At 71.3% G+C, this 23,997-nt stretch carries 18 protein-coding genes; 11 read left to right on the top strand and 7 right to left on the bottom strand.

The features are described 5' to 3' along the window. The first annotated feature begins 491 nt into the window (after window positions 1–491). From kdpF to AHOG_RS23575, 6 genes are all read left to right on the top strand, one after another. Window positions 492–599: a K(+)-transporting ATPase subunit F gene (kdpF, locus tag AHOG_RS23600; protein WP_093943289.1), complete on the top strand. Its 108-nt coding sequence runs from the start codon at window positions 492–494 to the stop codon at window positions 597–599. Further along, on the top strand, window positions 599–2,260 hold the full coding sequence (gene kdpA / locus AHOG_RS23595; RefSeq protein ID WP_093943288.1) for a potassium-transporting ATPase subunit KdpA: 1,662 nt from the start codon (window positions 599–601) through the stop codon (window positions 2,258–2,260). Before kdpF ends, kdpA begins: the two co-directional genes overlap by 1 nt. Next, entirely contained in the window at window positions 2,257–4,395 is a 2,139-nt protein-coding gene (gene kdpB / locus AHOG_RS23590) for a potassium-transporting ATPase subunit KdpB (protein WP_093943287.1), read from the top strand. Before kdpA ends, kdpB begins: the two co-directional genes overlap by 4 nt. Window positions 4,396–4,400: 5 nt before the next feature. Then, window positions 4,401–5,057, top strand: a complete 657-nt coding sequence (locus AHOG_RS23585) for a potassium-transporting ATPase subunit C (protein WP_245856413.1) — start codon at window positions 4,401–4,403, stop codon at window positions 5,055–5,057. Between the two features lie 217 nt (window positions 5,058–5,274). Beyond that, window positions 5,275–7,926, top strand: a complete 2,652-nt coding sequence (locus AHOG_RS23580; RefSeq protein WP_245857077.1) for a DUF4118 domain-containing protein — start codon at window positions 5,275–5,277, stop codon at window positions 7,924–7,926. After that, entirely contained in the window at window positions 7,923–8,600 is a 678-nt protein-coding gene (locus AHOG_RS23575; RefSeq protein ID WP_093943286.1) for a response regulator, read from the top strand. Before AHOG_RS23580 ends, AHOG_RS23575 begins: the two co-directional genes overlap by 4 nt. A 230-nt stretch (window positions 8,601–8,830) precedes the next feature. Here AHOG_RS23575 and AHOG_RS23570 read toward each other — a convergent pair whose 3' ends face one another. Both AHOG_RS23570 and AHOG_RS30140 read right to left on the bottom strand, forming a co-directional pair. Beyond that, complete coding sequence (locus AHOG_RS23570) at window positions 8,831–9,508, bottom strand: hypothetical protein (RefSeq protein WP_093943285.1); 678 nt, start codon at window positions 9,506–9,508, stop codon at window positions 8,831–8,833. A 5-nt stretch (window positions 9,509–9,513) separates the two neighbouring features. After that, a complete protein-coding gene (locus tag AHOG_RS30140; RefSeq protein ID WP_093944744.1) occupies window positions 9,514–9,861 on the bottom strand; it encodes a CAP domain-containing protein in 348 nt (115 codons plus the stop codon). A 798-nt stretch (window positions 9,862–10,659) separates the two neighbouring features. Here AHOG_RS30140 and AHOG_RS23560 point away from each other — a divergent pair. From AHOG_RS23560 to smc, 3 genes are all read left to right on the top strand, one after another. Beyond that, a complete protein-coding gene (locus AHOG_RS23560) occupies window positions 10,660–11,004 on the top strand; it encodes an acylphosphatase (protein ID WP_093943284.1) in 345 nt (114 codons plus the stop codon). A 544-nt stretch (window positions 11,005–11,548) separates the two neighbouring features. After that, entirely contained in the window at window positions 11,549–12,343 is a 795-nt protein-coding gene (locus AHOG_RS23555; protein ID WP_093943283.1) for a GIDE domain-containing protein, read from the top strand. Window positions 12,344–12,565: 222 nt separating this feature from the next. Beyond that, window positions 12,566–16,468, top strand: coding sequence for a chromosome segregation protein SMC (gene smc / locus AHOG_RS23550; protein WP_211290481.1), 3,903 nt, complete (start codon window positions 12,566–12,568; stop codon window positions 16,466–16,468). A 258-nt stretch (window positions 16,469–16,726) separates the two neighbouring features. Here the strand turns inward: smc and AHOG_RS23545 are convergent, their stop codons facing one another. Continuing rightward, window positions 16,727–16,930 carry a DUF397 domain-containing protein gene (locus AHOG_RS23545; RefSeq protein WP_093943282.1) on the bottom strand — a complete coding sequence of 68 codons (204 nt, stop codon included), beginning with the start codon at window positions 16,928–16,930 and terminating at the stop codon, window positions 16,727–16,729. Between the two features lie 108 nt (window positions 16,931–17,038). Continuing rightward, on the bottom strand, window positions 17,039–17,911 hold the full coding sequence (locus tag AHOG_RS23540; RefSeq protein WP_157737018.1) for a helix-turn-helix domain-containing protein: 873 nt from the start codon (window positions 17,909–17,911) through the stop codon (window positions 17,039–17,041). A 496-nt stretch (window positions 17,912–18,407) separates the two neighbouring features. Between AHOG_RS23540 and AHOG_RS23535 the strand changes: the two genes are divergently transcribed. Then, a complete protein-coding gene (locus AHOG_RS23535) occupies window positions 18,408–18,821 on the top strand; it encodes a hypothetical protein (protein WP_157737017.1) in 414 nt (137 codons plus the stop codon). Window positions 18,822–18,927: 106 nt separating this feature from the next. Here AHOG_RS23535 and AHOG_RS23530 read toward each other — a convergent pair whose 3' ends face one another. The 3 genes from AHOG_RS23530 to AHOG_RS23520 all read right to left on the bottom strand — a co-directional run bounded on the left by AHOG_RS23530 (window position 18,928) and on the right by AHOG_RS23520 (window position 22,257). Next, window positions 18,928–19,248, bottom strand: coding sequence for a GNAT family N-acetyltransferase (locus AHOG_RS23530; RefSeq protein ID WP_093943279.1), 321 nt, complete (start codon window positions 19,246–19,248; stop codon window positions 18,928–18,930). A 135-nt stretch (window positions 19,249–19,383) separates the two neighbouring features. Next, window positions 19,384–20,997: a sodium:solute symporter gene (locus AHOG_RS23525; protein WP_093943278.1), complete on the bottom strand. Its 1,614-nt coding sequence runs from the start codon at window positions 20,995–20,997 to the stop codon at window positions 19,384–19,386. A 12-nt stretch (window positions 20,998–21,009) separates the two neighbouring features. Continuing rightward, window positions 21,010–22,257, bottom strand: a complete 1,248-nt coding sequence (locus AHOG_RS23520; protein ID WP_093943277.1) for an anhydro-N-acetylmuramic acid kinase — start codon at window positions 22,255–22,257, stop codon at window positions 21,010–21,012. 117 nt (window positions 22,258–22,374) lie between these two features. Here AHOG_RS23520 and ftsY point away from each other — a divergent pair, with 117 nt between their 5' ends. Next, window positions 22,375–23,913 carry a signal recognition particle-docking protein FtsY gene (ftsY, locus tag AHOG_RS23515; protein ID WP_093943276.1) on the top strand — a complete coding sequence of 513 codons (1,539 nt, stop codon included), beginning with the start codon at window positions 22,375–22,377 and terminating at the stop codon, window positions 23,911–23,913. Window positions 23,914–23,997 lie beyond the last annotated feature (84 nt).

Here is a 23,997-nt window from a genome sequence, read left to right as displayed (position 1 = left end):
CAGCGAACGGCAGGGAGACACACATTCTCCACGGCGGCTGAGACCGTGAGTCGACGGCACATCGCGCGGAGACGCGAGATCGCCGCTGCCCTCGCCACCGAGGGCGGTGGCGCGTTCATCACCGGCGGCGCGATCACGTGTCGCCCGCCGTCGGCTCCGATCCCGGGGCGGGCGAACCGCCGTCCACCCCGCTCTCACCTGGCCGTGATCAGCACCGCCGTGTCGCCGGCTTCCGCGTGCCCGAGGGGTACTGCGCGAACGGACAGCCGGTCCTCCTGGTCAGGACGCCGTCAACATCGGGCCGCCGACCGTCAAGAAGCCGTCAAGGCTCTCGCTCCCGGACGCGCGGCGGACGGATGCTCCGGCGGTGTCACCCGATCGGGGTGACAAACCATGGAGGAGACGTCTGGGATGGCTGATCTCGCCTATCTCGCGCTGACAGTCACGGTGTTCGGCCTGCTCATGCTGGTCGTCCGTGGGCTGGAGCGGTTGTGACGGGCGCCGCGACGAGCGTCGGCGCCGACCTGGTCGCGGGTGCGCTCGCGCTGCTGTCGATCGGATACCTCGTGTATGCCCTGATTCGCCCGGAGAGGTTCTGATGAGCCCGATCACCGCGGGGTTGATCCAGGCGGGAGTGCTCGTCTTCGCCCTCGCCCTGATCTACCGACCGGCAGGCGCCTATCTGGCGTCGGTGTACACCAGTCGGAAGCACCTTCGTCTGGAACGGTTCCTCTACCGGCTGGTCGGGGTCGATCCCGATTCCGACCAGCGGTGGAGCGGCTATGCGATCGGAGTTCTCGGCTTCTCACTGGTCTCGGTGCTGTCGCTGTATCTGATTCAGCGACTCCAGGCGCTGCTGCCGTTGAGCTTCGACCGAGGCCCGGTCGACGAGGGGACGGCGTTCAACACCGCCGTCAGTTTCGCGACCAATACGAACTGGCAGTCCTATGTCCCGGAGAACACGCTCGGCAGCTTCGTGCAGGCCGCCGGGCTGACGGTGCAGAACTTCCTGTCCGCGGCGGTCGGTCTGGCCGTCGCGGTCGCCCTGATCCGGGGCTTCGTCCGGTCGGGTACGGACCGGCTCGGCAACGTCTGGGTGGACATCACCCGGGGGGTCGTCCGAGTGCTGCTTCCGGTCGCCTTCGTGGCGGCGGTGCTCTTCGTCTCGGCAGGTGTCGTCATGAGCCTCGCGGAGAGCGTGCGAGTCACCGGCCTCGACGGCATCACCCATGACGTCCCGCTCGCGCCTGTCGCGAGTCAGGAGGCGATCAAGATCCTCGGAACCAACGGTGGTGGCGTCTACAACGCCAACTCGGCGCACCCCTTCGAGAACCCGGCGGCGTGGACCAGCATCCTTCAGGTCTTCCTTCTCCTGGTGATCCCGGTCTGTCTGACCAGGACCTTCGGCATCATGGTCGGCGACCGCAGGCAGGGCACCGTGTTGATCGCCGTCATCACGCTGTTCTGGACCGCGCTGTCGGCGGTCACCTGGTGGGCCGAGACCCATCCGAACGGGCCCGCGACACTGGCGGCGGGCGCGGCCATGGAGGGCAAAGAGGTCCGGTTCGACATCGCCTCATCGGTGCTCTTCGCGGTGAGCACCACCGGCACCTCCACCGGCGCGGTCAACGCGATGCACGACAGCTTCACCGGCCTGGGCGGCGGCGCGCTACTACTGAACATGCTCCTCGGCGAGATCGCCCCGGGCGGGGTGGGAGCCGGTCTGTACGGCCTGCTCGTGATCGCGGTGATCGCGGTCTTCCTCGCGGGCCTGATGGTGGGTCGCAGCCCGGAGTACCTGGGTAAGCGACTCGGCCGTACCGAGGTGACCTGCGCGGCGATCTCCTTGTTGACGATGCCCGCCCTCGTGCTGCTCGGCACCGGATGGGCGCTGACCCGTTCCGAGACGCTGGAAGCGCTTGGCAACGAGGGTCCGCACGGGTTGTCGGAGGTGCTCTACGCCTATGCGTCGGCGGCGAACAACAACGGCAGCGCCTTCGCGGGTCTGACCGTCACAGACGACTTCTTCCAGTCGACCCTGGGCGTCGCGATGCTGTTCGGCAGGTTTCTCCCGATCATCGCGGTGCTGGCCCTGGCAGGCGCGCTCGCGAGGCAGCGCACCGTTCCGCAGGGCGAGGGCACCCTGCCCACCGGCGGTGTCCTGTTCGCCGGGCTGCTCGCCGGCACGGCCGTATTCCTCGCCGCATTGACCTTCCTCCCCGTACTCGCCCTCGGCCCCATCGCGGAGGCACTGGCATGACCACCACTGACGAGACGCCCCGGGCCCCGGTGGCCGACTCGACCGATCGGCCGCTTCGTGCGGGGGCCTTCTCACCGAGGCTGTTGCTGACCTCCCTGCCTGCGGCACTGCGCAAGCTGTCACCACGGCACCAGGCGCGCAATCCGGTGATGTTCGTCGTCGCCGTGGGCTCGGTGCTGGTCACCGTGCTGGCCGTCCTCGACCCGGACCCGTTCTCCTTCGCGGTGGCGGGCTGGCTGTGGTTCACCGTCCTCTTCGCCAATCTCGCCGAGGCCGTCGCCGAGGGACGGGGACGCGCTCAGGCCGAGACCCTGCGTCGCTCGCGTGTCTCCAGCGTCGCCTGCAGACTGAGCCGGCCGGACGCCGCGGAGCACGTCGGCACGCTGCTCGCCGCATCGGAACTGGCGACGGACGAGGTCCCCGCCTCCGCGCTGCGAGTGGGAGACCACGTCGTGCTCACCGCGGGGGATGTCGTGCCAGGAGACGGTGACGTCGTCGAAGGCCTGGCGACCGTGGACGAGTCCGCTGTCACGGGCGAGTCCGCGCCGGTCATCCGTGAGGCGGGCGGTGACCGCTCGTCGGTCACCGGCGGCACCACCGTCCTCTCCGATCGCGTCATCGTGCGGATCACCGCTCGCTCTGGCGAGTCCTTCGTCGATCGGATGATCGACCTCGTCGAGGGCGCCCGACGGCAGAAGACGCCGAACGAGATCGCTCTGACCATCCTGCTGTCGACGCTGACGATCACTTTTCTGCTGGCTGTCGTCGCCCTGCAACCCATCGCGGAGTACTCGGGCGGCAGGCAGTCGTTGATCGTCCTGACCGCCCTGCTGGTGTGCCTCATCCCCACCACGATCGGCGCGCTGCTCTCGGCGATCGGCATCGCAGGAATGGATCGGCTGGTGCAGCGCAACGTGCTCGCCACCTCGGGTCGTGCGGTGGAGGCCGCGGGCGATGTCGACACGTTGCTTCTCGACAAGACGGGCACCATCACCTTCGGCAACCGGCATGCGGTCGAACTGGTGCCGGTGGCGGACGTCGACCTGACCCGGTTGGCGGTGGCAGCGAGGCTCGCAAGCCTGGCCGACGAGACGCCGGAAGGACGCAGCGTCATCGATCTGTGCACCAGGGAGCACGGCCTGCCGACGGAGTTCGACTCGGGCGAACGGAACGCCGACTTCGTCCCCTTCACCGCACAGACCAGGATGAGCGGGGTCGACCTGCCCGACGGCGACGGCCTGCGCTCGGTTCGCAAGGGCGCCGCCGCCGAGGTCGCCGCCTGGGTGCGTGAGCGCGGCGGCACCGTGCCCGCCGACCTGACGAGCATCGTCGACGAGATCAGCCTGCGCGGCGGCACCCCGCTCGTCTGTGGAGAGAACGATGCATCGGGTGCCAGGGTCCTGGGCGTCATCAAGCTCGCGGACGTGGTGAAACCCGGAATGCGAGAGCGGTTCGCCAGACTCAGGTCGATGGGGATCCGCACCGTCATGGTGACCGGTGACAACCCGTTGACCGCACGGGCCATCGCCGAGGACGCCGGGGTGGACGACCATCTCGCGCAGGCTCGCCCTGAAGACAAGATCGCGCTGATCAAGGAGGAACAGGCGGGCGGCAGGCTTGTCGCGATGACCGGGGACGGGACCAACGACGCCCCTGCGCTCGCCCAGGCCGACGTCGGGGTCGCGATGAACAGCGGCACCTCGGCTGCGAAAGAGGCAGGCAACATGGTCGATCTCGACTCGAACCCGACCAAGCTCATCGAGATCGTCGAGGTGGGCAGACAACTGCTCATCACCAGGGGCGCGTTGACGACCTTCAGCATCGCGAACGACCTCGCGAAGTACTTCGCCATCCTGCCTGCCATGTTCGCCTCGATCCTTCCGCAGCTCGAGGCTCTGAACCTGATGGGACTGGCCACGCCGTCCTCGGCGATCCTGTCGGCGGTGATCTTCAACGCTCTGATCATCGTCGCCCTGATCCCGCTCGCGCTCCGGGGAGTCCGCCACCGGGCCGCGGGCGCATCGACGCTGTTGCGGCGCAATCTGCTCGTCTACGGACTCGGCGGCCTGATCACGCCGTTCATCGGCATCTGGTTCATCGACCTGTTCGTTCGTCACCTCCCGGGAATCGGGTGATCACGTTGTCCATCACCTTGCTGCGACAGACCATGGCGGCGCTTCGTCTGCTGCTGGTCATGACCGTGCTGACCGGGATCATGTACCCGCTCGCCGTCTATTCGGTGTCCCGGCTGCCAGGCCTGTCCTCCTCCGCCGAAGGCTCGGTCGTCTACCACGACGGCCGTGCGGTGGGCCTGGAGAATCTCGGGCTCGATCTCGTCGATCCCGCTGCAGGCGACGATCCGACCGCCGACCGGTACTTCCATCACCGGCCCTCGGCGGCTGCCTCGGCAGCCGAAGGGCTCGGGCCCGGTGACCCGTATGCGTCCGGCGGCTCCAACCTGGCCGGGGACAGCCCCGCGTCGACCGAGCTGGTGCACGCGCGGGCGGCGGCGATCGCCGCCAGGGAAGGCGTGCCGGTGGAGTCCGTGCCCCCTGACGCGGTCACCGCCTCCGCCTCCGGGCTGGACCCGGACATCTCGCCTGCCTATGCCGAACTCCAGGCCGCCCGCGTCGCGCGGGTGACCGGCCTGCCCGAGCAACGGGTGCGTGATCTCGTCGCCGAGCACACCCAGGGGCGCGAACTGGGTTTCCTCGGCGGCCAGACGGTGAACGTGCTCGCGCTGAATCTCGCGATCGCCGGGCTGACGAGTGGAGAGCCGGCTCATGGTCCCGGGTGACTCGGCGGCCCGTGGAGCCTGCGTGCACGGCATGCCTCCGCGCCGTGGTCCAGCGGTGCGTTCGGTGACCGCAGGGGAGCCGGGGCAGACTCGCCTGGTGGACATCGCGTCGAATCCGCCGACCGACGATCGCGGGCGGGAGTCTCGGTCGTACGGGGACGTCGGGATCGCCGGCCCGGCAGCCCCCGGTGCGAACCTCGTCGCAGCGGGCAGGTCGGTGTCGGGACGCGATGCCCAGCAGGCGGGGCGACGCTCCGGGGCGCCGCGCCGAGGGGAACTGCGTGTCTACCTCGGTGCGGCGGCAGGCGTCGGCAAGACCTACGCCATGCTGGGCGAGGCGGCCCGCAGGCGGGAGCGGGGCGCGGACGTGGTGATCGGTTTCGTGGAGAGCCACGGCCGAGCCCTCACCGAGGCTCGCACCGAGGGCATCGAGCAGGTGCCCCGGCGCAGGATCACCTACCAGGGATGCGAGCTGACCGAACTCGACGTGGACGCCGTGCTCGCCAGGGCCCCCGAGATCGTGCTGGTGGACGAGCTGGCACACACCAACGTGCCCGGCTCACGCAACGCGCGGCGCTGGGAGGACGTCGAGGAGCTGCTCGCGGCGGGCATCGACGTCCTCACCACCGTCAACATCCAGCATCTGGAAAGCCTCAACGACGTCGTCGAGACGATCACCAAGACCCGCCAGCGGGAGACCGTGCCCGACGAGGTGGTGCGGGCCGCCGAACAGGTCGAACTGGTCGACATCACTCCAGAGGCACTTCGGCGCCGGATGGCACACGGCAACGTCTACGCGGCGGACCGCGTCGACGCGGCGCTGGCGAACTTCTTCCGGCCGGGCAACCTGGGCGCCCTGCGTGAGCTGGCGCTGCTGTGGGTCGCGGACCAGGTCGAGGTCGCCCTGCGCCGATACCGCGCGGACCAGCACATCACCGAGACCTGGGAGACGAGGGAACGGGTCGTGGTGTCGATCACCGGAGGACAGGAGAGCGAGACCCTGATCCGGCGCGCCCGACGAATCGCCAACCGGGCGGGTGCGGAGCTGCTCGTCGTGCACGCACTGCGCGGCGACGGCCTCAGCGCCACCAAGCCCGGCGCGCTGGCACGATACCGGCAGCTCGCCGTCGACCTCGGGGCCACCTTCCACGTCGTGGTGGGCGACGACGTGGCCTCGGCACTCCTCGACTTCGCCAGAGGCGTGGACGCGATGCAGCTCGTCCTGGGCAGTTCCCGCCGCTCGCGTGCCGCCCGGCTGTGGGACGAGGGCATCGGCGCCGCGCTGGTGCGCGAATCCGGCTCGATCGACGTCCACATCGTCACCCACCCCCACGCAGGCGAGGGCGGACGGGGTCGGATGACACCGATCACCGGCAGGCGCCGCGCGCTGAGTTGGGCGCTCGCGGTACTGCTGCCGGGCCTGATCACCTGCCTCGGCCTGCTGCTGAGGCCCGCCGTCGACCTCTCCACCGACGTGGTGGGCTTCCTGCTCGTGATCGTGATCGTCGCCTTGGTGGGCGGCCTCGGACCCGCCCTGTGCGCGGCGGGTGTGTCGGGCCTGCTGTTCACCTACTTCCTGACCGCACCACAGTTCTCGTTGACGGTCTCGCCCCGCGAGCAGGGGATCACACTGGTGGTGATGGTGGCCGTCGCGGTGATGGTCGCGCTCGTCGTCGACCGGGCCGCGCGGCTGGCGGCCCAGGCAGGCCGTTCTCGCGCCGAGTCGGTACTGCTCGCCTCGTACGCACGCACGGTGCTCACCCACCCCGAGCCCGCGGTACGGCTCCTGGAGGAGATCAGGGAGAACTTCGGCATGAGTTCGGTGGCGATGCTGGAGCATCGCGGCGCCGAATGGGTCGAGGTCGGCTCGAGCGGGCCCGAGAGCTCCCGAGGCGTGGAGGCCGCACACGAGAGTGGTTCCGGCCGGGTCGGTCGATCGGACCGTTCCGACGGCCCCCCTCTCGGCGGGCTCACAAGCGGCGACGGAAGAGGAGACGTCGGCGATGAGGTGACGAGCGAGGTCGTGGTGACACCGGAGATCCGTCTCGTGCTTCGCGGCCGGATACTGCCCGCCGAGGATCAGCTCGTGTTGGAGGCCGCCGCACGGCAGGCGCTCGTGGCCCTGCGCCAGCAGCGGATGGCTGCCGAGACATCGGCGGCGCAGCGAAGGGCGGACGCCACCGGGCTGCGCACCGCCCTGCTGTCTGCTCTCGGTCATGACCTGAGAACGCCCCTGACCACAGTGAAGACCTCGCTGGCCGGCCTGCGTGATCCCTCGCTGAACCTCTCCGACGTCGACACCGCGGAGCTGCTCGCCGTGATCGACGGTGCGACCGATCGGCTCGCCGCACTCGTCGCCAATCTGCTGGACTCCTCCCGCCTGGCCACCGGTGCCGTCGCACCCCGCATCGAGCGGATCGGCTACGACGAGGTGGTCTTCGCCGCGCTGGCGGGGATGGAGGAACGAGAGACGGTGCGTGTCGAGATCGAGGAGAGCCTGCCCGACGTCGCCGCGGACATCGGCCTGTTGGAGCGGGCGGTGGCCAATGTCATCGACAACGCACTCCGGTACGGCCGGGGCGGCCGTTCGCCGGAGGTGGCGGTGCGCGCCAGCGTGTACGGCGACCGTGCCGAGCTGTGGGTGGTCGACACGGGCCCCGGCGTTCCCGGCGGCTCCGCCGAGGAGGTCTTCGCCCCGTTCCAACGGCTGGGAGATCGGGACTCACGGCCAGGACTGGGTCTGGGGCTCAGCGTGGCCCGAGGGTTCCTGTCGGCCATGGGCGGCACGATCCGCGCGGAGGACACTCCCGGCGGCGGTTTCACCGTGGTCATCTCCCTGCCCATGGCGACGGAGCGGACGGACCGATGACGACGGTGCTCGTGGTCGATGATGAGAAGGCGTTGGTCCGGGCACTGCGGATCAATCTCATCGCGCACGGCTATGCCGTGCTGACCGCTCACGACGGGACGAGCGCATTGCGGACGGCCGCCTCCGGCAGACCGGACGTGGTCCTGCTGGACCTCGGTCTGCCCGATCTCGACGGCACGACCGTCATCGAGGGCCTGCGTGGCTGGAGCCGGGTGCCGATCATCGTGCTGTCCGCTCGGACCGAGTCCGGTGACAAGGTGCGGGCCTTGGACGTGGGCGCCGACGACTACGTCACCAAACCCTTCGGCATGGACGAGCTGCTTGCCAGGCTGCGCGCGGCGGTCCGCCGAGCGGGAGCGGGCGAGGCGGACGAACCGGTGGTCCGCACCGCGTCGTTCACCGTCGACCTGGCCGCCAGACAGGTCTACCGGGACGGCAGCCCCGTCCACCTCACGCCGACCGAATGGGGCGTGTTGGAGGTGCTGGTACGGAATCGGGGACGACTGGTGAGCAGGCAGCAGCTGCTCCACGAGGTATGGGGGCCCGGTTATCCCGCCGAGAACCACTACCTGCGCGTCTACCTTGCACAGCTGCGGCGCAAGCTGGAACCGGACCCGGGCAGTCCGCGTCATCTGCGTACGGAGGCCGGGATGGGCTACCGGTTCGAGCTGTGATTCGACTCGGGTGCCGGTCGTGTTCGCGGCTCGGGCCGCCGACCGTCAGGATCGGCGACCGTGCTGAGTCGACCGGTCCGTGACGCCGAAGCCGGTCACGCTGCGGAGGAAGACGCCCCGACGGATTCTCCGAGCGAGCGGCCCTGGTCGCCGCCTGGTGCCCGCGACGACGAGGCCGGTCGTCCCGGGCAGGGGACGACCGGCCGCGCAGCAGAACGATCAGGCGATGGTCAGGCCGAAGGCCCGTACAGCGGGTCGCCCGAGGTCGACGTCGGACCGGCACTCGGGTCCGAGGGCTCGGTGGAGGGGACACCGGAGGAGATCGGCGGGGGCGAGGTGTCCTCCGGCGGATCGGGCTGCTCCGGGGGACCGGGCTGCTCCGGCGGCTCCGGCGGATCCGGAGTCGTGGTGGGGGGAGGCGTCGTGGTCTTCGGCGGCGACGTGGGCGGCGTGGTCGGCTCGGTCGGACCCCCGCCGCCGTCGTCGTTCCCGCCAGGGTTGGTGGTGCCACCGGGGTCGCTGGTGCCGCCGCCGTTGCCGCCGTCGCCCTCGCCCGTCGGGCGGGTCGGCCTGGTGACCCCGTCCTCGGTCTCGCCGTCCGCGGGCTGGTCCCCGGCGTCGCCGTCGACCTGGTCGGCGTCGATGTCGTCGACGTCGTCGGAGGCGGCGTCGGTGGTCGCGGTGCCCGACTCGGTGGGGGTGCCCGACGAGCTGCCGGGGATGGTCGCGTCATCGCGGGAGACGACGTCCTCACGGATGATCGGCTCGCCGTCCTGGGCGTCCGGCGTGCCGATGCCCAGCGACGCGATGGTCGCGAACGCGGTGGCGGTCACCACGCCCGCGGCGGCGAGCAGCACGGTCGGTGGGGCCTTCTTGCGTTCGATGTCGTCCCGGCGGTCTTCCCGCACGTCTTTCACCGTCCGAATACTTGTGTCCAGTACCAGCCGTCAGTGTCCAACCCCACTCCGATCGTGGTCAGATCGCAGTTGAGGATGTTCCCCCGGTGGCCGGGGGAGTCGAGCCACATCCGCATCACCTGGTCGGCGCTGCGGGCGCCCATCGCGATGTTCTCCGCGGCGGGGCTGGGATGACCGGCCGCGATCGCGCGATCCACGAAACTCGTGCCCTCGGGCGACTCATGAGAGAAGTAGTCCCGGCTTGCCATGTCACTGCTGTGCCGTTGCGCGGCGGTGAACAGCCGGTCGTCGAACCGTAGTGCACCGCAGCCCTCCGCCGCGCGGGCCTCATTGGCCAGCGTCACGACCTCCGCGGCCTCGGGAGACTGCCCCGCGAGGGGCTGTGTCGGCTCCGGAGGGGGCGGCGTCGTCGGCGACGGCGGTGCGGGCGTCTCCTCGGTGACGGGTTCCGGTTCGACGTCGTCCGTCGTCGTGGGGGCCGGGGGCTCCGTGGTGGTGCTCGGGGTGGGAGAGGTGGGTTCGGTCGTGCTCGGTGCGGGCGGCTCGGACTCCCACGACGGGGCCGCGGCACCGCTGGGTAAGTACGGCGGAGTCGGGGAGTGCGGGACTCCGGCGGCCGAGTCGGCACCGGCGACGACCGAGGGTGTCGCCGTGGTCATGGACAGCGTCCCGGCCGCGACTGCTCCGGCCACCATGGACAGTAGGCCGACGACCGTGCCGAGGCGTCTGCTCCGGGGGTGGACCACGGGCGGAGACGGTACCAGGAGGCCGAGATGGCGAACAGTGCTTCGGCGTCGCCCGGCGCGGTCGGCGTGTGCCGGTCTCGGACCTCGGACGCTCGTGAGGTGTGGTGATCGCCGGGGCGGCGGGCACCATGATCGACGACACAGTCGACGTCCCTTCGTCGCCACGGCCAGTGCGCCGCCGCAGGGGGTGACGTCGAGACACGAGCGTCCCCCGCACCCGGCGCCGCCCCCGGGCCGCCGCCCCCGGACCGCCGTCGGCGTCGACCGACGCGGCCTGGCCTTACAACGTCCGCGGTGCCGCCGAGGGCGGACCGTCCGAGTCGACCGCGGCGGTCTCGGCCGGGACGTCCGCCCTCGGTCGTCGCGGCGCGGACCCGGATACGCGACGATGGCCGGATGACCACTGACTCCGGGACGGACGCGGCGGCCGACTCGTCGGCGGGCTCGGCCGCCGCCGACGACGAGAGGGACGAGGCCAGGCTGACGGCCTGGGTGGCGGGCCGGGTGCAGGGGGTGGGCTTCCGCTGGTGGACGCGCTGCCGTGCCCTGGAACTCGGTCTGTCCGGTTACGCGGAGAACCTCGCCGACGGCCGGGTCGCCGTCGTCGCCGAGGGTCCGCGCGCTTCGGGCCGCCGCCTGCTCGACCTGCTGCGCTCCGGGGAGTCGCCGGGCGTCGTCGACACCGTCGTCCCGCTCTGGACCGTGGTCGAGGGCGTCGGGCCGGGCTTCGAGGAACGCTGACGGCGACCGCGCGCCGGGCCGGATCAGATCCGCCGTCGCCCCTTCGCGGGCGTCGACGCCGTGCCGACGTCGAGCTCCCGTCGGCTCGCCGCGGCGCGGGCCGCTGCCGAACGGAGCAGGCCGCCTGCGCCGTCCCGCCTTGGCGTCGAGCGCGGCGGGCCCTCCCGCCTCCCGTCTCCGGTGGCCTGCGCGGCGACCTGCGAGGACCGGCGCGGCGACGCGCGAGCAGGACCATGCTCGCGGCGCGAGGCGGGGCAGAGGGCGGAGGCAGAGGGCAGCGCGGAACAGGTGCCCGGAGCGCGCCGCGGTGTGCTCGATCACCGACCGGTCGGTGCAGAGCCGTCCGCCCTGGGCCGCCGGTGCGGCCGAGAGGCCGATCGGCATGACGGGTTGCGATGACCACACGTCCGTCACCGTCGGATATCGAAGCGTCGTCGCCTTCCGCCAAGCCGGCGACGTCACCGGGGCCGAACCCCTAGGGTGAAGCCGCTCGGCCCGCCGATCAGCGGGCCGGCGATCTCCGACAGGAAGCGAAGGGTCGAGAATGATCTTCATCGGAATCGGTCTGCTGCTCGTCGCGGTGATCGCCTTCTTCGGGATGTCGCATGCCCGCAGTGAGCTGCACGCGATGATCGCCGCGGAGACGCTCCCGGTGTCCGAGCTGAAGATGCTGCGCAAGGCCTCCGACGACGTCGGCGGACAGGGTTCGTTCCGCAAGGAGTGCGAGGTGGTGGGCGCGGCGGAGCCGCTGCCGACCGGTTCACTGAAGTCCGAGCTGACCGGCACCGAGTGCGTGTGGTTCCGCTACCGCATCGAGCGGGAGTACGAGCACGTCACCGTCCGGGACAACCGTCGACACGTCTCCAAGCGGACCGAACAGCTCGTCGACCACTCCTCGGAGCAGGGCTACGCGATCCGCGACGACGCGGGCGAGCTGATCCTGGTCGAGCCGAACGGGCTCAAGCCGGACCAGCCGGAGCAGGTCCTCAAGAGCTACGAGCCCGCCCGAGGCGGCGTCGCGGAGGGCGGCGGCGGACTCGGCTCGGCCCTCGTGCGCCTGGTGGGCAGCCGGATGGCGGGCAGCGGCGGAACGATCGGCCACCGATACACCGAATGGGTGGTCCGCCCCGGGCAGCGGCTGTACGTGCTCGGCGAGGTCAACGACCGCCGGGGCGAGCTGTCGATCGCCAGGCCGGAGAAGGGGCACTTCATCATCTCCACCCGCAGTGAGGAGGAGCTGCGCGCGGCCCGTACCACTACGCACAAGATCATGCGCATCGGCATCTTCGCGGCCGTGCCGCTCGGCATCATCCTCATCATCGCGGGCGCGATCGGCTGAGGCTCGGCCGCCCGCCCTGACACACGGTGACCTCGCCCGCCGTCATGCGGACACCGAGGAGTGACGGGCCGGCTGACGATCTCACCACGGTGATCGCCTCATCGGGCGTCGGGGCGTGTCCGGCCGCCGCGTGCGGGGGCTGACCAGTCTCGATGAGTACGCTCGTCGGTCGTACCCGCAGCCGTCCTGCCGGGGCGAGGACCGTGGAGGGATGACCGAGCCGTGCACCTGAAGAGCCTGACGCTCAAGGGCTTCAAGTCCTTCGCCTCGGCTACCACCCTGCGGTTCGAACCGGGCATCACCTGCGTGGTCGGTCCCAACGGCTCCGGCAAGTCCAACGTGCTGGACGCGCTGACCTGGGTGATGGGCGAGAAGGGCGCCAAGGCACTGCGCGGCGCGAAGATGGAGGACGTCATCTTCGCGGGAACCTCCGGTCGGGCCCCGCTCGGGCGCGCCGAGGTGACGCTGACGATCGACAACTCCGACGGAGCCCTGCCGATCGAGTACACCGAGGTCTCCATCACGCGGCGGATGTTCCGCGAGGGCGCCACCGAGTACGAGATCAACGGCGACTCGTGCAGGCTGCTCGACATCCAGGAGCTCCTGTCGGACTCCGGCATCGGCCGCGAGATGCACGTCATCGTCGGACAGGGACAGCTCGCCTCGATCCTGGAGTCCAAGCCGGAGGAGCGGCGCGCGTTCATCGAGGAGGCCGCGGGCGTCCTGAAGCACCGCAAGCGCAAGGAGAAGGCGCTGCGGAAGCTCGACGCGATGCAGGCCAACCTGACGCGACTCACCGACCTCACCGCCGAGCTGCGCCGACAGCTCAAGCCGCTCGGCAAGCAGGCCGAGATCGCCAGGCGCGCGCAGGCGGTCCAGTCGGATCTGCGGGACGCCCGACTGCGGCTCATCGCCGACGACCTCGTCACGGCTCGCGTCGACCTGGCCAGGGACGAGGCCGACGAGGCCTCCGTCCGCGCCCGCCGTACCGAGGTGGAGCGCTCCCTCCAGGTCGCCCAGGCGGAGCAGACCGCCTTGGAGGAACAGCTGGCGCAGGACGCGCCGAGACTCAACGCCGCTCAGGACACCTGGTACCGGCTCTCCTCGCTGGAGGAGCGGCTGCGCGGCACCGTGCGGCTGGCCGCCGAGCGGTACCGACACCTCACCGCGCCGCTGGAGGGCCCGCGCGGCGGGCGCGACCCGGAGGAGCTGGAGGCGGAGGCGGAGGAGGCCGCCGAGACGGAGGTCGAACTCGCCGAGGTGCTCGAACAGGCTCGCTTCGACCTCTCCGACGCGGTGGAGGCCAGGGGCCTGGCCGAACAGCGGCTCAAGACCGTCGAGCAGGCGCACGTCGCCGCCGCGCGTGCCATCGCCGACCGGCGGGAGGGCCTGGCCAGGCTCGCCGGGCAGGTGGAGGTGCTGCGCAGCAAGGCGGCGTCCACCGAGGAGGAGATCGAACGGCTCTCCACGGCGCTGGCCGAGGCCGAGGACAAGGCGGCCGCGGCCACCAGGGAGTTCGAGGAGCAGCAGGCCGTCGACGACGGCCAGGACACCGATGACGCGGACCTCGGCGAGCTGCACCGGTCGGCGGCCGCCGAGCGGGAGCAGGCCAGGGAGCGGGTCGCGGAGCTGGTGGCCGCCGAACGCGGCGCCGAACGGGACATCGCCGCCTGGACCGCGCGGGTCGACGCCTTGTCATTGGGGTTGTCCCGCAAGGACGGTGCGGGGGCGCTGCTCGCGGCGGGGGAACGCCTGCCGGGCCTGCTCGGATCGGTGGCCGCGCTGCTGACCGTGGAGCCCGGCGCCGAGGTGGCGCTGGCGGCAGCGCTCGGCCCGGTCGCCGACGCGGTCGCGCTGGCCGGGCTCGACGACGCGCTGGTGGCATTGGAGCTGCTGAAGTCCGAGGACACCGGTCGGGCGGGGCTGCTCATCGGCGGTGCGCCGCCCGTCGCGGCTGATGCCCGGCCGGAGCTGCCCCGTGGCGCGCGGTGGGCGGCCGACCTGGTCGGTGCTCCGCAGACGTTGCGGCCCGCCGTGCTGCGGGCACTGGACAAGATCGTCGTCGTCGCCGATCTCGCCGCGGCGAAGTCGCTGGTCGCCGATCTTCCCGGCCTGCGGGCGGTGACCCCGGAGGGTGACGTCCTCGGTGTGGACTTCGCCTCGGGCGGCTCCGGCCGGGATCAGAGCGTCATCGAGGTGCAGGCGGCGGTGGACGACGCCCGCCGGGAGCTGGCGGCGGCGCAGGACAGGCTGGCGGCCCACTCGGCGGCGTTGGACGGCGCGCGGGCCGAGGAGCGGGACCGCCGGGAGGCGGTGCGGGCCGCGCAGGAGTCGGTCAACGAGGCCAAGGTGCGCAAGGCCCGCAGCACCGAGCGGCTGAGCAGGCTCGGTCAGGTCGCGAAGTCCGCACGCACCGAGGCGGAGCAGCTGCGGGCCCGCCGCGCCAAGGTGGAGTCCGCGCACGAGCAGACGCTGCGCGGCCTGGCGGAATCGGAGGACCGGCTGTCCGCGGTCGAGTCCGAGCCGCTGGAGCATGAGCCGGACACCGACGAGCGGGAGGCGGCGGCCGAGGCCGTCGGCACGGCCCGGCAGCGCGAGATGGACGCCCGGCTCGTCCAGCGGACGGCCGAGGAACGGGCCCGGTCCGTGCAGGGCCGCGCCGAACAGCTGCGCAGGGCGGCGCGGATCGAGCGGGAGAATCGGACGCGGCTCGCGGCGGCTCGGGCGGCGCGGAGCCGCGGTGCCGCCGTGGCGAAGGCGGTCGTCGACGCGGGCGAGACGGCCGCCGGGCGGATCGCCGTCTCATTGAGCCGTGCCGTCCACGAGCGGGATGCCGCCCAGGCCGCCCGCGCCGACCGGGAGCAGGCGTTGACGGCGGTGCGCAACCACGCGCGCGAGCTGACCGCCGTGCTGGAGAAGCTGACCGACGCGGTGCACCGCGACGAGGTCCTGCGCGCCGAGCGACGGCTGCGGCTGGAGCAGCTCGAGACCAAGATCGCCGAGGACTTCGGCATCGGGCTGGAAGACCTCGCCGCCGAGTACGGACCCGATGTCGGCGTGCCGCCGAGCGCGGCGGAGACCGCCGAGTACGAGGCGGCACGGGAACGCGGCGAGGAGGTGACCGCCCCGGCGCCGATCCCCTTCGACCGGGACACCCAGGAGCGTCGGGCCAAGCGCGCCGAGCGGGATCTCGCGCTGTTGGGCAAGGTCAATCCGCTGGCGTTGGAGGAGTTCGCGGCGCTGGAGGAGCGCTACCGCTTCCTGTCCACCCAGCTGGAGGATCTCAAGGCCACCCGCCGAGACCTGCTCACGGTGATCAAGGACGTCGACGAGCGCATCCTCGAGGTCTTCTCCACCGCCTACGTCGACGTGGCCAGGGAGTTCGAGATCGTCTTCGGCACCCTGTTCCCCGGCGGCGAGGGCAGGCTGGTGCTGACCGAGCCCGACGACATGCTGACCACCGGTGTCGACGTGGAGGCGCGGCCGCCCGGTAAGAAGGTCAAGCGGCTTTCTCTGCTCTCCGGCGGCGAGAAGTCGCTGACGGCCGTGGCGATGCTGGTGGCGATCTTCCGGGCCCGTCCGTCGCCGTTCTACGTGATGGACGAGGTCGAGGCCGCCCTGGACGACACGAACCTGCGCAGGCTGATCGGGCTCCTCGAACAGCTTCGCGAGACCTCGCAGCTGCTCATCATCACCCACCAGAAGCCCACGATGGAGATCGCCGACGCGCTGTACGGCGTGAGTATGCGGGGCGACGGCATCAGCACGGTGATCTCGCAGCGGCTGCGGGGCCGTGTCCGCCCCACGGGGGCGTCGGTCGACGCGGTGCGGATCGGGGCGGACGCGGGCGGGACCGCGCCTGTGGCGGACGGTGCGGCGGTGGCGGACGACCCGCCGGCGGGCGGCGCGGCGTCGGACGACCGGGCGGCGGACGGTGCGAGGCCGGGCGGAGCACCCGGCCTCGCCGCAGGGTCTGCCGGAAACGGAGACTCCGGCGACGGATCGCCCCGTGCGGAGGGGGCGTCCGTCGACGCCGACGCGGAGTCGGCGAACGCGGGGCGCGCCGTCGCGGCGGGGGCGACCGAGCAGCCGAAGACGCCCGGCGCCGGGCCGCAACCGGCTTAGGCGCGCAGTCGGACCGGGCGGTGCGACACCTTCGCCCCGCCACCACGGGCGGTCCGTCCTTGGCCGTGCGTCTCGAGCGACCGGCGTCCAGCGCGGCGGTCGTCCCGTACCGCGGTCCCAAGTCGCGGACGTGCGCCGAGGCCGGGTCCGGGACGTCCGGTCTCGGCCGTTGTCCGGCGGCCCAGCCCGGCCCCGGCCGCCCGGCACAACCGCCGTCGGCCCGATCCGACCGGCCGGACGGGCCTCGTCGGGCCTCGGCTATCCGCGGCCGCGCGAGTTCTCGCCCACCCGATCCAGGAATGCCGACCACTCGGCGAGTGGGAAGCACAGAACCGGGCCGTCGGGATTCTTCGAGTCGCGCACACCGATCGTCTCGCGGATCGTGGTGACTTCGACGCAGTTTCCCGCGCCGTTGCTGCGGTTGCTCTTCCGCCAGGTCCGTGCGGTAAAGAGCTGCCCCATTTTCGGGTCCTCCTCGTGGTGCCATCCGCGACGGGTGTCCCGGTCGTGTGAAGCGACAAGTCGCGAATGTCGTCGTCGCACCTGCCGCGTCGCAGGCTGGGGGCGATCTCAGGAGTGGGCGGTGAGCTCTGCGGCGAGCTTCCTCATCAACTCGACGGAATCCGCCGGGCTCAGCGCGGTGCTGCGCAGATCCGCGAAGCTGCTGTTGTATCGAGCCACGTCGTCGCGTGCCTCCACGTAAAGACCTCGGCAGAGCGTCTCCAGGTAGACGACGTCGTCCTCACCCTCGGGGAAACGCAGGATCGAGTAGGCGGTGCCCAGCGAGCTGTGGGCGCCCGCGGAGAAGGGCAGCACCTGGACCGTGACGTTGGCGAGCTCGGCGCTGGCGATGAGGCTCTCCAGCTGCGCGAGCATCACCGCGGGGCCGCCGATGAGCTGATGGAGAGCGGCCTGACCGATGACCGCGTGGAACTCCAGCGGCTCCTCCTCGGTGAGCCGGGTCTGCCGCGCGGTGCGCAGTCGCGCGCGTCGATTGACGACGTCGTCCTCCCCGGTGGGCTTCTCCCAGACCTGGATCACCGAGCGGGCGTAGTCCTGGGTCTGCAGCAGTCCGGGGACGAGGTCGATCTCGTAGGCGTGAATGGAGGTGGCGTCCGACTCCAGGCCGATATAGGCCTCGAACCAGTCGATCACGGCATCGCCGTAGATCTCCCACCAGCCCTTCTGCCTGCCCTCCTTGGCCAGGGCGATGAGCGAGTCGGCTCGTTCGCCGCTGACGTTGTACGCCTGCAGCATCACCGTGACGTCGTTGGGATGGGCGGCGTGCTGGGCCCGCTCCAGCTTGGACAGCTTCGCGGGGGAGAAGTTCAACAGCGGGGACGCCGCCTCCAGGGTCAGCTGAGCCTGCTCGCGCAGTCGCCGAAGCTCGCGGGCGAGCTGACGTCGTCGTGCCGTGGGGTTGCCGCGTGGTGGTGCTGCCACCCGTACCTCCTTGTCGACTGGGCGAGACGCAGAACAACGAGGGGTCGTTCCGCTGGCAGGCGCGTCTCCTCGACGGAGGAGACTCCGTCGATGCCGAATCACCGAGACCGGGGCTCGCCACGGGCGCCGCACTTCGTGCGAGTGCCGGGCCGGGGAACCGCCTTCCTCCGAATGCGACGCGCTACCACGCCAGTGGGCGGCGGTCGAGCCGCCGATGAGACTTTACGGACAGGACCGGGTCGAGTGCTGCCACTCGATCGGGTGAATCACACGAAAAGTTCAGTCAACTACTTGTCTGGCTGAAATTTTCGGACAAGCTGGTTGTCTCACCAGGTGCCATCGCACATGATTTCACCCCGATGCACGGACCTTCGGCACGGGTGGCCCAGCCCGTAGGCTCTTCGGCGTGAGCGCCGGCGGCCACAGTGGCTCGACCCGGGAAACAAGATCGAACCATCGGACCGCCGGGCTTTGCGGCGGAGAAGTGAGGATGGCGATGTCAGCGCATTCACGGCGATCCTTCACCTATTACCGTCGAGTCACGGGTGAGGACCTGACGACCGGACACTGCACGAGTCAGGTCGAGCTGACCGAGGATCGCCGACTGCTGTACCTCCGACTGGCCTCGACCGCGCGTTTCGCCGTGCTCCTGGACGCCGCCGCGATCGGGGAGCTGATCGCCGCGCTGCGTGCTCGCGACACCGGCGTCCTCGACGTCCCGCACGCCGAGCGAGGCACGGTCGCCCTGCGCATCGCCCCTCACCGCAGCCGGATGTCCCTGGGGTTGTTCTTCACCGAGGAGGAGAACATCCAGATCGCCTTCACCGCGGAACAGACCGAAGAACTGATCGGGCACCTGGCGGGCGGGCACGAATGGATCGTCGGAGCCCGCGGCGGGGGCGGGCCCTGATCGGCGAGACAGCCGCGAATCGCAAGGGAGTGCCCGTAGTCAACCGACACGAGCCCGCCGCGTCACCGGAATCCGCCCGCGACGCCGACACGCCCGACCGCCGGCCCTACTCCTGCTCCGGTGCGGCCACGACACCCGCGTAGTCGGGATGCCGTGCGATCCAGGACGCCACGAAGCCGCAGACCGGTCGGACCCGCAGCCCGCGCCCCCGCACGTCGTCCAGGGTCTGACGGACCATCCGGCCGCCGACGCCCCGACCGCCGAACCGCTCGACCACCTCGGCGTGCAACAGCGACACCACCGTCCCGTCTACGGCGTAGTCGACGAAGCCCGCGAGGTCCGCGCCGAGCCAGGCCTCGTAACGACCGTGTTCCGGTGCGTCGCGCACCACGAGGTCCGGCTCGGCCGCGTTCTCCTGGCTGTTCATCCGTGTCATCCTGCCCGCCGCCCGGCGCAGGCGCACACCGCCCCCCGGACGCACACCGCCCCCCGGACGCACACCGGCCCCCGGACGCACACCGGCCCCCGTGCCTGCGCACACCGCTCGTCGCGCGGCGGCCGCTCAGCCGACCGGATCCGGCTCCCCCTTCCGCTTCTCGGTCGTCTCCTCGGCGGGCTCCTCGGCGGCCTCGGCCGTCGTGCCCGTCGGCTGTCCGCTCGCTCCCGGCCCCGTGCGCCGCGGGGGGAGCTCCGGCGAGACGGCCTCGGGCCGAGGACCGCGCAGCGACATCAGCCAGCCGACCAGGAGCGTGATCGCCACGCCCAGCGGCGCGAACCACGGGAAGGCCAGCGGCGACGGCTCGCCGTCGTCGCCGGGCAGCCGTACGAAGGTCACGACGAACAGGACCACGACGATCGTCGTGAGGAACGCGACGACGGCGTCGGACTGGCGGGCCCGGCGCACCAGCAGGCCCAGCGCGAAGGCGCCGAGCAGGGCGCCGTAGGTGTAGCTGGCGATGCTCAGACCCAGCTCCACCACCGGGTTCGAGGTCGCGGTGAACATCGAGGCGAAGCCCACGAAGACGAGCGCCCAGATGATCGTCCAGACCTTGCCGTGCCGCAGCATCGTCGCGTCGGAGAGCGGCCGCCTGGTGAAGCGTTGATACAGATCCGAGACGGTGGAGGTGGACAGCGAGTTCAGCGAGGACGACAGCGTGCTCATCGCGGCGGCCAGGATCCCTGCGATCATCAGCCCGGCCAGCCCCGGCGGGAACTCCTGGATGATGAAGGACGGGAACAGCTCGTCGTTGGTGCCCAGCCCCAGCGCCGCCGGGTCGGCGCCGCCGTAGAAGCTCCACAGCATCGCGCCGATCAGCAGGAACAGCGCGAACTGGAGGAAGACGATGACGCCGCTGGCGATCAACGCCTTCTGACTGTCCTTCACGTCGCGGCAGGCCAGCAGTCGCTGCACCATGAGCTGATCGGCGCCGTGCGAGGCCATCGCGAAGATCGCGCCGCCGACGACGGCGGTGATGAAGGCGTACTGATTGGTGAGGATGTTCGAGCCGAAGTCGAGCAGTTGAAGCCTGCCCGCCTCCATGGCGTCGCCGAACCAGTCGCCCGGGAGTTCGTTCGCCAGCAGTCCGACTGCCGCGACCCCGCCGCCGACGTAGACGGTCATCTGGATCACGTCCACCCAGATGACCGCCTTGATGCCGCCCAGGTAGGTGTAGACGACGGTGAACAGCGACAGCCCCAGGATGATCTGCCAGTAGGCGATGTTCATGCCCAGTGCGTCCAACAGCAGCTTCACCGGGATGGAGGTGGCGAACAGTCGCACGCCGTCGGCGAGGAGCCTGGTCACCATGAAGGTCACCGACGCGGTGCCCTGCAATCCTCGTCCGAAGCGCTTCCCGAGGAACGCATAGGCGCTGACCAGGTTTCCCGCGTAGTACCGGGGCAGCAGGACGAAGGCCACCACGATCCGACCGATGAGATAGCCGATCGCCAGCTGGAGGTAGGTGAACGAGCCCAGGTAGGCGACGGTCGGCACGCTGATCACGGTCAGCGTGGAGGTCTCCGTGGCCACGACCGAGAAGCAGACCGCCCACCACGGCAGGTTGCGGCCGCCGACGAAGTAGTCCGCCGAGGATCGTTGTCTGCCCGCGATCAACACGCCGAGCACCGGCATGAGGACCAGATAGCCCACGATGACGACGAGGTCCAGAGTGTGCATGACGTCTCCTGGTCAGTACGCGGCGTGCGGGCCGGGGTCGGGTCTGGCGTGATCGATGCGCAGAGCGCGAACGGGCTCGGCGCCGGGTGCGGGCAGCCGCGGCGGGCCGGCTCCCGGAGTGATCGAGCCGAGCACCCTCGGCCCGACGGCACCGGTGGCCGACGGCAGGTTGCCGGGGAGCCCGTGCCAGGTCAGGAAGCCGAGCAGCGCGGTGAGATAGGCCTCCTTGTCATCGCCGGGCATCCCCAGCGAATCGCTGAGGATCAACCGGGCGGGTGAGAGCCGAGCACGCAGCGCTCGAAGCAGCGTCGGATTCCGCGCACCGCCGCCGGAGACGACGACACGGGACAGCCCGTGCCTTCGGACGGCGTCGCCGATCGTCGCCGAGGTCAGTTCCACCAGCGTGGCCAGCAGGTCCGCCGGGGTGACGGCCGGGTGGGCCGACTGTCGGGCGCGCAGGTAGGCGCCGTTGAAGTGCTCCTTGCCCGTCGACTTGGGCGGGGCGGCGGCGTAGTAGGGGTCGGCGAGCAGTTCGCCGAGCAGACCGGGATCGGGACGTCCTCGCGCGGCGAGCCCGCCGTCCACGTCGTAGCCGGGACCCGCCGGATCGAGGTCGGCGCAGGCGGCGTCGAGCAGGGCGTTGGCCGGACCGACGTCGTAGGCGATGGTCGCCGCGCCGTCGGCCACGGTCAGATTCGCGATGCCGCCGAGGTTCAGCACACCGATCGGCGTGTCATCGGTGAGCCGGTCACCGACGAGGCCCGCGATCCAGTACCGGTCGAAGAGCCCGGCGAGCGGGGCGCCGTGGCCTCCCGCGGCGACGTCTCTCGTGCGGAGGTCGGCGACGACGGGAAGACCGACCGCCTCGGCTATCCAGGCGGGCGACCCGAGCTGAAGCGTTCCCAGGCATCGATCCGCGGCTCCCGCCGATCCCGGCTCGATCCAGTGGTAGATCGTCTGCCCGAGCGAGGCGACGAGATCGGCCCGGCCGCCGCCGTACTCGTCGATGGCCCGCAGCGCCGCCTCGGCGAAGACCTGTCCGACCCGGGTGTCGAGCATGCAGAGCAGTCGGGCCGAGCAGTCGCCCTCCTCGACCACGGCCCCCAGGGCGCGGCGCAACTCGGCCGGATAGGGCACGCCCAGACCGCCCGCCGGACGCAACGACACCGTCTCGCCTTCCAGGGCGAGGTCGGCGACGACCACGTCGACGGCGTCCATCGACGTGCCCGAACTGAGACCGACGACCCGACAACGATCCATCTGCTGTGGTCTAGAGCACATCGGCGTGTTGCGCAAGAGCTGTGAGTCGGTTCGGCGGCGCGACACCGGCCCAGGCCGGTTCCCGCCCGAGGCCGTGGCGGGTGGGAGGATGACCGCGTGCCGACCACGTTGATCTGGGTTCTCGTCATCGCTCTCGTCGTGCTCGCCGCCGCGCTGATCACGGGGGTGGCGCTCGTCCGCCGCCGACGCATCCGGCTGAGCGAGAGCGAGTCGGGCGCCCCCGCGGACGAGGTGACCCGAGGCCCGAGGGGCGGCGGTTATCAGGCGGGCGGCGGGATCAGTCTGTCCGCGCGCACCGCGGCCGAGCGCACCGAGGTCGACGGCCAACCCGGGGTGGGCGACGACGCGGCGGTGCCGAGGGACTCCCGGCGGCGCGGCATCGTCGACGTGACCCTGCCGCCGGCGGCGGACACGGCGACCCCTGCGGACACGGCGACCCCTGCGGACACCGGGGCTTCGACGGAGACCGCGGCAGCGCCCGAGGCCCCCGCCGTCGAGCAGACGGGCCGTACGTCCGATGCCGACACACAGACCGCCGATCCCGACGTCCGCGTCGAGCCGCCGACGACCCCGGTGCCCGCGCAGCCCGCCGAGCCGCCCACCACTCCGGTGCCCGCGCAGCCCGCCGAGCCGCCGACGGCTCCCGTTCCCGCACAGACCGCGCCCCCGGAGGCCACGCAGGCACCGCCTGCCACCGCCGAGATCGAGGAGATCGCACCGACCGAAGGGCGCCTCGAACGGCTGCGCGGCAGGCTGGCGCGCAGCCGCTCGGCCCTGGGGCAGGGTCTGCTCGGCCTGCTCGGTGCGGGCGACCTCGACGAGGACTCCTGGACCGAGGTCGAGGACACCCTGCTCCTCGCCGACCTCGGCGCCGTGACGACCACCGAGATCGTCGGCAAGCTCCGTGAACGCATCGCCTCGCGAGGGGTGCGGACGGCCGCGCAGGTCAGGGAGCTGCTGGCCGAGGTGTTGATCGAATCGCTCCGGCCGGAGATGGAGCGTTCCGTCCAGGCGCTGCCGCACAGCGGGAGGCCCGCGGTCCTGCTCGTGGTGGGCGTCAACGGCACCGGCAAGACCACCACCACCGGCAAGCTCGCCAGGGTGCTGGTCGCCGACGGCAGACAGGTGGTGCTCGGCGCGGCCGACACCTTCCGAGCCGCCGCCGCCGATCAGCTCGCCACCTGGGGCACCAGAGTCGGCGCGCAGGTGGTACGGGGCCGCGAGGGCGCCGACCCGGCCAGCGTCGCATTCGACGCGGTCCGGCAGGGCACCACCGCGGGCGCGGACGCGGTCCTGGTGGACACCGCGGGCAGACTCCACACCAAGTCCGGCCTGATGGACGAGCTGGGCAAGGTCAAGCGGGTCGTCGAGAAGCAGTCCGAGGTGGACGAGGTGCTGCTCGTCCTGGACGCGACGACCGGACAGAACGGGCTCACCCAGGCGAGGGTCTTCGCCGAGGTCGTCGACGTGACCGGCATCGTCCTCACCAAGCTCGACGGCACGGCGAAGGGCGGGATCGTCTTCCAGGTGCAGCGGGAGCTGGGCGTTCCGGTCAAGCTCGTCGGCCTCGGCGAAGGCCCGGATGACCTCGCGCCGTTCGAGCCCGCCGCCTTCGTCGACGCGCTGCTCGGCTAGGCACTCCTGCTCGGCTGGGTCGCCGCGCTCGACCGGGTGCCCTCGACCGGGCCGCCGGGCTGCACTGCCGGGCCGGGCCGCCGA

Origin of the sequence: Actinoalloteichus hoggarensis, from assembly GCF_002234535.1 — a bacterium.
Classification (GTDB): Bacteria; Actinomycetota; Actinomycetes; order Mycobacteriales; family Pseudonocardiaceae; genus Actinoalloteichus_A; species Actinoalloteichus_A hoggarensis.
The sequence above is the reverse complement of the archived record's forward strand: the minus strand, read 5'-3'. Positions and strand labels throughout refer to the sequence as shown.